Below are 13,067 nucleotides of genomic sequence, written 5' to 3' on the forward strand. Positions count from 1 at the left end.
ACCTCGTCCTTCATGCCCCCGGAAGCTACACGCTTGTTCGACGTCGCGCTGCCCCTCTTGATGAGAAGTGCCCCGGATCGATGAAATCCGGGGCACTTCTCGGTAAGTCACCCATTCGGGCGAGACCCGCCGACGGCGTCGGCCAGGCGGTCAGCCCTTCGGGCCGAACGCCACGACCAGGTACTTCTTGTCGTACGAATCGCCCTTCTTGCTCGCGAAGACGTCCGACATGTACAGGCGGCCGTGCCCGAAGAGGATCTCCGCGTAGTCCGGCGACATGCTGGTCTCCGCCTGCCGCACGCTCTGCGTGGCCGGGTTCTCCAGCAGCTTGCTCTGCTTGAACGACCCGCCGTCGATGCTGACGACCTGGCCGCCCTTGTCGTACGGCGGCTGCTTGTAGGCAAGCAGGTTCGAGCCGTCCATGCGCAGCGGGGAGAGCGTGTAGCCGTCCCCCGCCTCGGCGCGCTGACCGGTCGGCTTTCCGGTGTTCAGGTCGAAGGAGACGATCTCGTTGGTGCGGCTGAACTCGCCGTTGCCGTCGTGCTCCGCGGTGGACAGGTACAGCTTGCCGCCACCGACGACGATCTCCTTGCAGTCCTCGATGCGGGTACCGCCGTCGCACCTGCCGCCGTAGGTCTTGCCCGGCGCGGAGATGTGGGCGAGCAGCTTGCCGGTCTTGTTGTCGATGGAGAAGTAGTCCAGGGCCTGGCTGTCGGAGCCGGCCTCGGCGGCCACCACCAGCGGGTCGGTGGAGACGACCGAGGCGTAGTCGATGCCCGGGTCCATCCGGTACTCGGAGATCACCTTCCCGGACTTCGGGTCGAGGTTCTGGATGAGCAGCCGCCCGTTGTCCAGGTCGCCGCAGTGGCGCACCGCGACGAGCTTTGCGCCGCCGCCGTAGCCCGCGTCGTAGCAGTCGTCGCCCGGCTTCGGCAGCCACAGCGGCTTGCCGGAGTCGATGTCGAAAGCGGCACCGCCGTCGGTGTCACCGACTGCGACGGTGTGCTGAGCGACCGTCACGTTCTGGTAGTCGACCGGGTAGTCACCGGACTTGACCGTCTGGGTCCACAGCTTCTTGCCCGTGTCGAGGTCGATCGCCGCGATCTGGGTACAGCCCGCGATGGTCTTCGCCGTGTCCCACTTCGGCTGGTAGGTGATCGCTGTCCTGTCGTCCGCGGTGGCGTGCTTGCTGGCCGCGCAGACCGGGCCGGGCAGCTTGAGCGTCCACAGCTTGGTGCCCTTGACCGGGTCGTAGCCGGAGACCTCGGCGACGCCGGTCTTGACGTACGCCTTGTCGGTCAGCCAGGAACCGACGGTCCTGACGATGTCGTTCGCGGTGGGCATGGGCGCCTGGAACAGCAACTGGCCCGAGGGGTCGGCCGGCACCTTCTCCTGGCCGCCGCCCGTGCCGCCGCTGCCGTCCTTGCCGCCGGTGCCGCCGCTGGAGGACCCGGTGTCGTGCTTCTTGCCGCTGCCGCCGGAACTGGCGTACCAGATACCGCCGCCGACGATCAGCGCTATGGCGACGACCGCCGCGACGACGATGAACAGCACGGTGTTGTTCCGCCCGCCGCCGCTCTGCCCCGGCTGCGGCTGCGTCGGCATGGTCGGCGGCTGGCCCGGATAGCCGTAACCCGGCTGCGTGGGCTGGGCGTACGGGTTCTGCGGCTGGGCCCCGTAGGGAGCGGCGGGCGGCTGGCCGTAGGCCGGGCCCTGCTGGCCGTACGGGTTCGGCTGCGCGGGGTAGCCGTAACCCGGCTGGGGCGGCTGGGGCGGCTGGGGGGCCGACGCGGCCTGCGGGTAGCCGTAACCCGGCTGCGGCTGCGGGGGCTGTGGATGCTGCTGCGGGCTCGGGGGGCCGAAACCGCCCTGCTGCGGGGGCTGGTTCGGCGGCGGAGGGGGCGGCTGAGTCATGGGACGGGTACCTCGGTGAGGCCGGAAAGGCCGGACGGCGAAAGGATTCGGTAGGGACGGGGAGAAGCCGGCACGGGCGGGAAGCCGGGACGGCGGCTCAGTTGCCGAAGGCCATGATCAGCTTCTCCTTCGACTGGTCACTGCCGGACAGCCGGCCGGCGGAGATGAAGAACCGCCCCTCGGCCCAGTCCACGACGGAGTCGTAGAAGGTGTCCTCGATCTCGGCGGTGCCGTGCGGGTGCTGCAGCAGCTTGGCGGGCGCGTGGGAGGAACCGGCGGTCGGGATCGACACCACCTGGCCGCCCGTGTCGTACGACGGCTGCACGTAGGCGACGAGCTTGCCGCCCTGGACCTTCAGCGGGGACATCGGCTCGTCCGCCGGGGACTTGGCCCGCCACTTCGCCTTGCCGGTGACCAGGCTGATGGCGACGATCTCGTTGGCGCTGCTCGTGCTGTCCGTCGGCAGGTACAGCGTGTCGGCGTCGGCCGCGACGCCCTGGCAGCCCTGCAGTTCCTGGTCGAGGAAGCCGCAGCGGGGGGCGAACTTCTCGTCGACCTTCACCTGGGAGCGGAACGTGCCGTCCTTGGTGAACGTGGAGATGTTCCAGACCTTCTTGTCCTGGTTGGTCAGGTACACCACGAGCGGGTCCAGGGAGTACACCTTGGTCACCGACCAGCCCTTCTTGAGCGGCCGGCTCCACTTGACCCTGCCGGTGGCCGGGTCCAGTTCCTGGATCTCGTCGTGCTCGTTGGGCGCGTACGCGGCACAGGAGGACGCCTGGATCAGCCGGCCGGCGCCACCCGCGTACGCGACCGGATAGCAGGACGCGCCGTACTTCCCCTTCTCGTACAGCTTCTTGCCGCTGTCGATGTCGTACGCCATGCCCGCCTCCCCGCTGCCCACCATCAGCGTCCTGCCGCTGACGGACAGGTTGATCTCGACCTGGATGTCGAACGCCCCGTGGCGGTCGAGCTTGCCGCTCCAGCCCTTTTGGCCGGTGTCCAGGTCGATCTGCTGCAGCTGGTTGCACTCGGCCTTGTCGCCGCTGCCGCTCATGTACGCCACGACGACCTTGTCGTCGGCCGACTTCTGCGGGGTGACCGCGCAGATCTTCTGCGGGAAGGTGATCGGGCTCCAGGCGGGCTTGCCGTCGCCGACGCCGTAGGCGAAGACCTGCTCGTACGCCGGCTTCACCACGGTCTTGTCGGTGACCCACATGCCGGGCGCGTCGGCGCCCGAACCGGGGGCGTCCGGCGCCGACTTGTACCAGAGCACCTTCGCCTCGCCGGCCTTCCGGCCCGCGTTGAGGTCCTCCGGGTCGTCACCGCCGCCGCCCGACGCGCTCGGCGAGCCGGAGACGGACGGCTTGGGGTCGTCGCTCTGCTGGGCGACCGGCTTCTTCTTGCCGCCGCCGTCCCCGCTCGTGACCGCGTACACCGTGCCGCCTATGACGAGCAGCGCGGCCACCGCGGCGCCGATGACCAGCGCGGTCTTCGCCCTGGGCCGCCCGCCGGGCGCGGCACCGGGCGCACCCGGGTACGGCGGCTGCTGCGGGTGCCCGAAACCGGGCTGGGGCGCCGCCCCGTAGGGGCCCGGCTGCTGCGGATATCCGTAAGGGCCCGGGGTGCCGGGCGCGGTGGGGGCGCCGTACGGGCCCGGCTGCTGGGGGTGGCCGTAGCCCGGCTGGGGCGGCTGCGGCGGGGCGGCGGGCGGCTGGGCCGGCGGCGGGGGCGTGGGAGGTGTGCCCGGGGCGCCGGGCATACCGGGAGCGCCCTGCGGGGCGCCGAAACCGCCCTGGGCCGGTGGCGGCTGCGGGGCGCCGAAACCGCCACCCTGTGGTGGCCGGTCCTGCGGCGCTCCGAATCCGCCGTGCGGCGGTTGGTTGGGCGGCTGGGTCATCAGCGCTCTTCCCCCTCGTTCACTGATTTTTCGCCACGCCCCTGAGGTTCTTGACGGACCCTGGGTCGTTACTCAGACAGTTCTCAGACGGCCCTTTCTATCACCCGGTACTGACAGCCCACGGGCTCGGATCCGCCGCTGTTCCCAAGGGACGACCGGCCCGTGATGCCGCCGTTACGAGCCTTCACGCCCCCTTCACGCAGCGCACGCAACAGCACCGCGCGCCGGGGGCGGGCATCGGCGCGGTTGAGGGGTGGGTGCTGAAGAGGGGGCGTGCGGTGGCTGGTTCACGCCGGAGCGCCCGGGCGCCGCACGAAGCAGGCGCCGCACGAAGCAGGCGCGCGCACGCTTGGGGCGCGCTCCTGGGCCCCCTCGCGCTCGCCCCGGCTCCCGTTACGCGTCCTCCGCCAACTCCAGCCAGCGCAGCTCCAGTTCCTCGCGCTCGCCGACGAGGTCACGCAACTGGGCGTCCAGGTCGGCCACCTTGGCGAAGTCCGTTGCGTTGTCGGCGATCTGGGCGTGCAGCTTGGACTCCTTCTCGGAGATCCTGTCCAACTGGCGCTCGATCTTCTGGAGTTCCTTCTTGGCGGCCCGCTGGTCGGCGGCGCTCCGCTCGGCCGCGGGGGCCTTGGGGGCCGCGGCGGTGGCGGCGACCGCCTCCTCCATGCGCTGCCTGCGCTCCAGGTACTCGTCGATGCCGCGCGGCAGCATCCGCAGAGTGGCGTCGCCGAGCAGGGCGAAGACGCGGTCGGTGGTGCGCTCGACGAAGAACCGGTCGTGGGAGATGACGATCATCGAGCCGGGCCAGCCGTCGAGGACGTCCTCCAGCTGGGTGAGGGTCTCGATGTCGAGGTCGTTGGTGGGCTCGTCGAGGAAGAGGACGTTCGGCTCGTCCATGAGCAGGCGCAGCAACTGGAGGCGGCGGCGCTCACCGCCGGAGAGGTCGCCGACCGGCGTCCACTGCTTCTCCTTGTTGAAGCCGAACGTCTCGCACAGCTGCCCGGCGGTCATCTCGCGTCCCTTGCCGAGATCGACGCGCTCGCGCACCTGCTGGACCGCCTCCAGGACGCGCGTGTTCGGGTTCAGCTCGGCGACCTCCTGGGAGAGGTAGGCGAGCTTCACGGTCTTGCCGACGGCGATCCGCCCGCCCGCCGGCTGCGCCTCGCCCTCCGTCCGCGCGGCCTCGGCCATGGCGCGCAGCAGCGAGGTCTTGCCGGCGCCGTTGACGCCGACCAGGCCGATGCGGTCGCCGGGCCCGAGCTGCCAAGTGACGTGCTTGAGCAGCACCTTGGGTCCGGCCTGCACCGTGACGTCTTCCAGGTCGAAGACGGTCTTGCCGAGCCGCGAGGAGGCGAACTTCATCAGCTCGCTGCTGTCCCGGGGCGGCGGCACGTCCGCGATCAGCTCGTTGGCGGCCTCGACCCGGAAGCGCGGCTTGGACGTACGGGCCGGGGCTCCGCGCCGCAGCCAGGCGAGCTCCTTGCGGACCAGGTTCTGCCGCTTGACCTCTTCGGTGGCCGCGATCCGCTCGCGCTCGGCACGTGCGAAGACGTAGTCGGAGTAGCCGCCCTCGTACTCGTGGACATCGCCGCGCTGGACGTCCCACATGCGCGTGCACACCTGGTCCAGGAACCACCGGTCGTGGGTCACGCAGACCAGCGCCGAGCGCCGGTTCTGCAGGTGCTTCGCGAGCCAGGCGATGCCCTCGACGTCGAGGTGGTTGGTGGGCTCGTCCAGGACGATCAGGTCCTGTTCCTCGATGAGCAGCTTGGCGAGCGCGATACGGCGCCGCTCGCCACCGGACAGCGGCCCGATGACGGTGTCCAGCCCCTTGGGGAAGCCCGGCAGGTCCAGTCCCCCGAACAGCCCGGTCAGTACGTCCCTGACCTTGGCGTTGCCGGCCCACTCGTGGTCGGCCATGTCGCCGATGACCTCGTGGCGGACGGTGGCGGCGGGGTCGAGGGAGTCGTGCTGCGTGAGCACGCCGAGGCGCAGCCCGCCGGAGTGCGTGACCCGCCCGGTGTCGGCCTCCTCCAGCTTGGCGAGCATCCGGACGAGGGTGGTCTTGCCGTCGCCGTTGCGTCCGACGACCCCGATCCGGTCCCCTTCCGACACGCCGAGCGAGACGCCGTCCAGCAGGGCACGGGTGCCGTACACCTTGCTGACGTTCTCGACATTGACGAGGTTGACGGCCATTTCACTCCTGTGCGCGGGGGCTGTGCGGGGCTGTGTCGACGTGCGGCTCCGCCGCGGGGGTCAGCCTTCTAGCGTAGGGCCTCGGGGGTGAGGGGCGGGGCGCGAGGGGGTCGTCACTCCTTGTGATGACGTGATCGAGAACGGGCCGCTACCGTGGAGGGCAGGCAGCAGGATCCCGTCCATGGGAGGAACCATGACCGCCGAGTCCGTAGAGCACCGCGTGCAGTGGCCGGTGCCGCCGCAGGACGGCTACACCGTGGACGATCTGTTCACGCTGCCTGATCTCCCGCCGCACACCGAGCTGATCGACGGGAGCCTCGTTTTCGTGAGTCCGCAGCGCCGTTTCCATGCCAATGTGATCGACCTGCTCGTCAATGGCCTGCGCGCGACCCTGACCGCCGAATTCAGGGTCGGTCGGGAAATGACCGTCGTGCTCGACAACCGCAATGGTCCAGAACCCGATGTGAGCGTCGTCCGCGCCGACGCCATCACAGGCCCTGGCCAGACGAAGTACGAGGCCAAAGACGTACTCCTTGCCATCGAGGTGGTCTCCCCGGACTCGGAGTCCCGCGACCGCACGACCAAGCCCCAGAAGTACGCCGCTGCCGAGATCCCGAACTTCTGGCGCGTCGAGGAGAACGGGACGAGCGGCAGGCCCGTCATCCACGTCTATGAGCTCGACCCGCTCACCAGGGCGTACATCCACACCGGCATGCACCGGGACCGGATCAAGGTCGACAAGCCGTACTCCATCGACATCGACCTCACCGCCATCGACGAGCTCTGAACCCCCTCAGACCACCGTCGCCCCCGGTACCGGCCCCGCCGCCGTCCGCACCGCCCTGCACGTCCCCGACGCCCGCAGGGCCTGGGCCACCTTCTCCGCCGACTCCGCATCCCGCGCGAGGAACGCAGTCGTAGGCCCGGACCCGGAGACCAGCGCAGCGAGCGCCCCGGCCCCGCGCCCGGCCTCCAGCGTCTCCGCCAGCTCAGGGAACAGCGACAGCGCCGCGGGCTGAAGGTCGTTCGACACGGCCGCGGCCAGCGCCTCGACGTCCCCCTTCGCCAGCGCCTCCAGCAGCTCCGCCGAAGCAACCGGCTCGGGAATCTCCCGGCCCTGAGCCAGCCGGTCGAACTCCCGGAAGACCGCCGGCGTCGACAGCCCCCGCTCGGCCATCGCGAACACCCAGTGGAAGGTGCCGCCGCCCTCGAGGGCGGTCAGCCGCTCGCCCCGCCCGATACCGAGAGCCGCGCCCCCGACCAGGCTGAACGGCACATCGCTGCCCAGTTCGGCGCAGATGGCGAGAAGCTCGGCCCGCGACGCCGCCGTACCCCACAGCGTGTTGCAGGCGACCAGCGCGCCCGCGCCGTCCGCGCTGCCGCCCGCCATGCCGCCGGCGACCGGGATGTCCTTGGCGATGTGGATGTGGACGTTCGGCTCGATGCCCCGGCGCCCGGCGAGCGCGATCGCGGCGCGTGCGGCGAGGTTGGTGCGGTCCAGGGGGACCTGGTCGGCGTCCGGGCCCTCGCAGGTGATCCGGAGTTCCTCGGCCGGGGTCACCGTCACCTCGTCGTACAGGCCGACGGCGAGGAAGACGTTGGCGAGGTCGTGGAACCCGTCGGGGCGGGCGGCGCCGACCGCGAGCTGGACGTTGACCTTGGCCGGGACGCGTACCGTGACGCTCACTTGCCGCTCTCCTCGTGCTCGGTGATCGCCGCGTCCTTGTGCTCGGCGATCCGCGCGAACTCCTCCACCGTCAGCGACTCGCCGCGCGCCTGCGGAGAGACACCGGCCGCGACCAGCGCGGCCTCGGCGGCAGCGGCGGACCCGGCCCAGCCGGCCAGTGCCGCCCGCAGGGTCTTGCGGCGCTGCGCGAAGGCCGCGTCGACGGCGGCGAAGACCTGCGCCTTGGAGGCGGTCGTCTTGATCGGCTCGGCCCTCCGGACGAGGGACACCAGCCCGCTGTCGACGTTCGGCGCGGGCCAGAAGACGTTGCGGCCGATGGCCCCGGCCCGCTTCACCTCGGCGTACCAGTTGGCCTTCACCGACGGCACGCCGTACACCTTCGAGCCGGGCGCGGCGGCCAGCCGGTCGGCGACCTCGGACTGCACCATGACGAGGGTGCGCTCGATGCTCGGGAAGGTGTCGAGCATGTGCAGCAGCACGGGTACGGCGACGTTGTAGGGGAGGTTCGCCACCAGCGCCGTCGGCGGGGGGCCGGGCAGTTCGGTGACGTGCATCGCGTCGGAGTGGACCAGCGCGAACCGGTCGGCGCGCGCCGGCATGCGCGCCCCGATGGTCGTGGGCAGGGCCGCGGCGAGCACGTCGTCGATCTCGACGGCGGTGACCCGGTCGGCGACCTCCAGCAGCGCGAGCGTGAGGGACCCGAGCCCCGGGCCGACCTCGACGACCACGTCGTCGGGGCGGACCTCGGCGGTGCGGACGATACGGCGGACCGTGTTGGCGTCGATCACGAAGTTCTGGCCGCGCTGCTTGGTGGGACGGACACCGAGCGCTGCCGCCAGCTCACGGATGTCGGCGGGACCGAGGAGGGCGTCGGGCGTGGGGCTGCTCACGGGACAAGGGTACGGGGGCCCGCCCGGCCGGATTGCCAGGCGTCCCGGTGCCGAGGCCGGGCACGGTGCCGCAGCCCCACGCGGCCCGCGCCCGGGCAGACGGCCCCCGGCCCCGCGGCGCACCCCCGCGTCAGCCGTGAACCCCGCGTCAGCGGTGCAACCGCGCCCCGCAGCTCGGCCAGGGTGTGGACCCCCGGCGCGTGTACAGCCTCTTCGCGCGGAAGGTCTGTTCCTCCGCCGGGGCGTCCTGGGGCCGGCCGCTGCCGCCGAGGGCGCGCCAGGTGCCGATGTCGAACTGGTAGAGCCCGCCGAACGTCCCCGAGGGGTCGACCGCGTGCGGGCGGCCACCGGACTCGCAGGCGGCGAGGCCGTGCCAGTTCAGGTGGTCGGCGCCCTTCACGGAGGCCGGCCGCGGCTTGGTGCCCACCTTCACCACCTGCTTGCGCGGCTTGCGCACGACCTCGGACTTCTCCCGGCGCGGCTTCTCCCGGACCCCGTTGACGATGCGCAGCAGGTAGGTGTCGCGGCGCAGCCCGGGCTGTCCGACCTGTGCGACGACCTCGGTGCCCTTGAAGAGGGAGGGGTCCTCGGTGTGCTCGACCTCGAACGGGATCTCTTCCTCGCGGACCTCCCGGCTGCCCTTGATCCGGAGCACGGTCACCGTCTGCCCGTCGCGCGGGAAGCTGTCCAGCGGGACGGAGGTGGCGTCCTGGCCGTGCAGGCCGATCCCGGCCTCCTCGACGGCCTCGCGGACGGTGGCCGCGTTGGTGCGGATGGTCTGGGTCTGGCCGTCGGCCATGATCGTGACGGCGCGTTCGGTGCGTACGTCGAGCGCGAGCCCGGCGCGTCCGATGGTCCGGGAGCCGGAGGCGGACAGGTACGCGCCCTCCGCGCGCACTCCCAGCTCGTCCAGCGCGCCCGCCACCGTGCGCGCCGTCGTCCACACTTCGCGCCGCTGGCCGTCGAGGGTGAGCCGGACGGGGCGCCCGTAGCGCACGGCGATCGCGTCTCCGCTGGTGAGCGCCTTGCCGGGGGCGGGCGCGATCATGTCGTGCGCCCCCACGTGCACTCCCTCCTCGGCGAGCAGCCCGCGCACGTCGTCGGCGAAGGTGTGCAGGGTGCGCTGCTTGCCGTCGACGGTCAGCTCGACCGCCTTGTCCTTGGCGACGAACGCGGTGGTGCCGCCGGCGAGGAAGGCCACGACCAGCGCCTGCGGCAGCAGGCGGCGCATGGCGGACTCCGGGCGCTCGGCGCAGCGCGCCTTGCGCCGGCGAGCGGCCCGCCCGCTCACACCGGCGGGCGCCCCGGCGCCGTACTCCCCTTCCTCGTCCTCGCCGAGCGCGCCCCGGCCATCCAGCGGGCCCCGCGCGCCTCCGGCGTCCCGCATGGCGCCGGCTCCCGCGACGCCCGGCCCGCCCCCGGCGGTCCGCGGACCCCCGGCGGGCTGCGTGGCCCCGACGGCCTGGGGTCCTCCCGCGCCACCACCGTCCTGCGCGTTCCCGGCCCACGGCACGCCGCTCCCGCCCTGCCGCGGCAGCACCGGCTCGGCGACGAAGTACGCCTGCGCCTCGTAAGCGGGCCGGTAGGTGTCCTCGTACCGCTCGTCAGGACCGTACGGTCCGTATGGCCCGTACCCGCCGTACGACAGGGTCTCCGCCGTGTGCACGGAGGTGTCGGGGCCGTACGGCTCATATGTCCCGTAGGCCTCGTAAGGCTCGAACGTCTCGTACGGCCAGTACGGCTCGTAGGCATCGAACGTCTCGTACTGCGACTTGCTCACGCCGACACGCTCCAGCGGTGCAGAGGGGTCCGGATCGGGCCCCCAGAACCTAGCGGAGCGGTCGTCACTCTCCAAAGCGGCGCGGCTACGCACTGTTGCCCGTCGAGCGCGCACCCAGTGCTCGAACAGGCGACTCAGCAGAACAGGAGGCCCATGAGTCTCATGAGCCTCAGTAGTCGAAGGCGCGGCTGGTGTTGACGGCGAGGGCCATCGCCAGCGCGTCCTCGTCGATGCCGCGCACCGCGGCCATCGCGCGCACCGTGACGGGGATCAGATACGGCGCGTTGGGGCGCCCACGGTACGGCGCCGGGGTCAGGAAGGGCGCGTCGGTCTCCACGAGGACCAGTTCCAGTGGGGCGACGGCGAGCGCGTCCCGCAGGCTCTGGGCGTTCTTGAAGGTGACGTTGCCGGCGAAGGACATGAAGTAGCCCTCGCGGGCGCAGATCTCCGCCATCCCGGCGTCGCCGGAGTAGCAGTGGAAGACGGTGCGCTCCGGGGCGCCCTCCTCCTTCAGGACGCGCAGGACGTCGGCGTGCGCGTCACGGTCGTGGATGACGAGCGCCTTGCCGTGCCGCTTGGCGATCTCGATGTGGGCGCGGAAGGACCGCTCCTGGGCCGCCTTGCCCTCCGGGCCGGTGCGGAAGTAGTCCAGCCCCGTCTCGCCGACGCCCTTGACCTGGGGCAGTCGGGCGAGCCGGTCGATCTCGGCGAGCGCCTCGTCGAGCGCCGTGTCCCCGCCCGGCTCCCGGGCGCCCTGCCGCGACCAGCCGTCGGGGTCGCCGCGCACGATGCGCGGGGCCTCGTTGGGGTGAAGGGCGACGGCGGCGTGGACGCTGTCGTGGGCGGCGGCGATCTCGGCGGCCCACTGCGAGCCCTTGATGTCGCAGCCGACCTGGACGACGGTCGTCACCCCCACCGACGCGGCCTTCGCGAGGCCCTCCGCGACCGTGCCGGACTGCATGTCGAGGTGGGTGTGCGAGTCGGCGACCGGAACCCGCAGCGGCGGCGGAAGCGGCGGTGCGGCGTTCTTGTCGCCCTTGGAGGTCTGGCCGGCGTTCGAAGGCATGCCCCGATCCTACGAAAGGGGCATGCCCGCACCGGCCGGCGATCCGCTCAGCCGGCCTTGCGCTGGAACGGGTGCAGGAGATCGGACAGGTGCCAGTGGTGCGGCTCCCCGTGCGCCCCTGGCTCCCCGGCCGTCGCGGGCTCTCCCCGCTCCGCGGGCACCACGGGCGCCTCGACCGGGCCCGCCTGCGGTACGGCGTGGTGCCGCTCGGCGCTGCCGCGCACCGACGAGACCTGCCCGGCGCGCATGATCCGCACGACATGGCCGTCGCAGTTGTGGCAGCTGGGCCGGCTCAGCGGCGACGGCACGACCCGTCCGTCGGCCACGTACCGCACGAACTCGTGCCCGTCGGCATCCGTGTGGTGCTCTATCTCGTACGACTGCTCCCAGCCGTGCCCGCATCGCATGCAGGCGAACGAGTACGACTCGTGAACGACGGCTGTGGGCGTGCCACGGAGGCCGGTCTGCCCTGCGGTCTCGCTCATGCCAGCTCCTCTTGTCCGCTGGACAAACGCCCCGCAACGGGGCGTCTCTTCAACCAGTGGACGCCTTCACCAGCGCGAACGCACCAGGGCTGTCGAGTGTTGGAGGCGATTTGGGTCTTCCTTGCCGAAGAACCCCCGGTCGGCCCCGTTTCCCTTTGCCATCGGCGACAGCCTTTTGCCGTCCCATGGCTCACTCGCTCACCCGAGAACAGTCCTGCTCAGAGGGGTTGTCAGCGCAGGCCGGGGCAGCGCTCCCGGTCACTCACGGGAACGCTTCGCAGCGACAACCGCATCGAAAACGACCCGCTTCGGCACCCCCGCCTCCACGGCCACCGCCGCGATCGCCTCCTTGCGCCGCTCCCCCGCCTCCTCACGCACGCGTACGCGGCGCACGAGCTCCTCCGCGTCGAGTTCCTCCGGCCCGGCCTCCGGCGCCCCCTCGACCACCACGGTGATCTCCCCGCGGACGCCTTCCGCGGCCCACCGCGCCAGCTCGGCCAGCGGGCCGCGCCGTACCTCCTCGTACGTCTTGGTCAGCTCCCGGCACACGGCGGCCCGCCGGTCCGCGCCGAAGACCTCGGCCATGGCGGCGAGGGTGTCGTCGAGCCGGTGCGGGGCCTCGAAGTACACGAGCGTGCGCCGCTCGGCCGCGACCTCCCGCAGCCGGGACAGGCGCTCGCCGGCCTTGCGCGGCAGGAAGCCCTCGAAGCAGAACCGGTCGACGGGCAGCCCGGACAGCGCGAGCGCGGTCAGCACGGCGGACGGCCCCGGTACGGCGGTGACCCGGATGTCCTGCGCCACGGCGGCCGCGACCAGCCGGTAGCCCGGGTCGGAGACGGACGGCATCCCGGCATCGGTCACCAGCAGCACGCGCGCGCCGCCGAGCAGTTCCTCGACCAGCTCCGGCGTACGGGCGGACTCGTTGCCCTCGAAGTACGACACGACACGGCCCTTGGGCGTGACGCCGAGGGCCTGGGTGAGCCGGCGCAGCCGCCGGGTGTCCTCGGCGGCGACCACGTCGGCGCCGACGAGCTCCTCGGCCAGCCGGGGCGGCGCGTCCGCGATGTCGCCGATGGGGGTACCTGCCAGGACAAGGGTTCCAGTCACGCCCCCATCCTCCCAGCCCGCGGCCACCGCGCGGCCCGCCCC

10 protein-coding genes are annotated in these 13,067 nt (G+C 71.9%); 1 reads left to right on the forward strand and 9 read right to left on the reverse strand.

The features are described 5' to 3' along the window. Window positions 1-150 precede the first annotated feature (150 nt). From ACWGJ5_RS19775 to ACWGJ5_RS19785, 3 genes are all read right to left on the reverse strand, one after another. Entirely contained in the window at window positions 151-1,914 is a 1,764-nt protein-coding gene (locus ACWGJ5_RS19775) for an outer membrane protein assembly factor BamB family protein (RefSeq protein ID WP_453310951.1), read from the reverse strand. 97 nt (window positions 1,915-2,011) lie between these two features. Further along, complete coding sequence (locus tag ACWGJ5_RS19780) at window positions 2,012-3,814, reverse strand: outer membrane protein assembly factor BamB family protein (protein ID WP_453310952.1); 1,803 nt, start codon at window positions 3,812-3,814, stop codon at window positions 2,012-2,014. 393 nt (window positions 3,815-4,207) lie between these two features. After that, window positions 4,208-6,010 (reverse strand): ABC-F family ATP-binding cassette domain-containing protein, encoded by a 1,803-nt coding sequence (locus tag ACWGJ5_RS19785; RefSeq protein ID WP_453310953.1) that lies wholly within the window; start codon window positions 6,008-6,010, stop codon window positions 4,208-4,210. A gap of 193 nt (window positions 6,011-6,203) precedes the next feature. Between ACWGJ5_RS19785 and ACWGJ5_RS19790 the strand changes: the two genes are divergently transcribed. Then, window positions 6,204-6,797: a Uma2 family endonuclease gene (locus tag ACWGJ5_RS19790; protein WP_453311056.1), complete on the forward strand. Its 594-nt coding sequence runs from the start codon at window positions 6,204-6,206 to the stop codon at window positions 6,795-6,797. 6 nt (window positions 6,798-6,803) lie between these two features. Here the strand turns inward: ACWGJ5_RS19790 and ACWGJ5_RS19795 are convergent, their stop codons facing one another. The 6 genes from ACWGJ5_RS19795 to rsmI form a co-directional block, all read right to left on the reverse strand. Beyond that, window positions 6,804-7,697 (reverse strand): 4-(cytidine 5'-diphospho)-2-C-methyl-D-erythritol kinase, encoded by an 894-nt coding sequence (locus tag ACWGJ5_RS19795; RefSeq protein ID WP_453310954.1) that lies wholly within the window; start codon window positions 7,695-7,697, stop codon window positions 6,804-6,806. Further along, a complete protein-coding gene (gene rsmA / locus ACWGJ5_RS19800; protein WP_453310955.1) occupies window positions 7,694-8,587 on the reverse strand; it encodes a 16S rRNA (adenine(1518)-N(6)/adenine(1519)-N(6))-dimethyltransferase RsmA in 894 nt (297 codons plus the stop codon). The genes ACWGJ5_RS19795 and rsmA overlap by 4 nt, the downstream gene beginning before the upstream one ends. A gap of 148 nt (window positions 8,588-8,735) precedes the next feature. After that, entirely contained in the window at window positions 8,736-10,367 is a 1,632-nt protein-coding gene (locus ACWGJ5_RS19805) for a ubiquitin-like domain-containing protein (protein ID WP_453310956.1), read from the reverse strand. 169 nt (window positions 10,368-10,536) lie between these two features. Further along, on the reverse strand, window positions 10,537-11,433 hold the full coding sequence (locus ACWGJ5_RS19810; RefSeq protein WP_453310957.1) for a TatD family hydrolase: 897 nt from the start codon (window positions 11,431-11,433) through the stop codon (window positions 10,537-10,539). Window positions 11,434-11,480: 47 nt separating this feature from the next. Next, window positions 11,481-11,918, reverse strand: coding sequence for a hypothetical protein (locus ACWGJ5_RS19815; protein WP_453310958.1), 438 nt, complete (start codon window positions 11,916-11,918; stop codon window positions 11,481-11,483). Window positions 11,919-12,176: 258 nt separating this feature from the next. Beyond that, on the reverse strand, window positions 12,177-13,025 hold the full coding sequence (gene rsmI, locus ACWGJ5_RS19820) for a 16S rRNA (cytidine(1402)-2'-O)-methyltransferase (RefSeq protein ID WP_453310959.1): 849 nt from the start codon (window positions 13,023-13,025) through the stop codon (window positions 12,177-12,179). Window positions 13,026-13,067 lie beyond the last annotated feature (42 nt).

It is taken from the genome of Streptomyces sp. NPDC054783 (assembly GCF_053611725.1).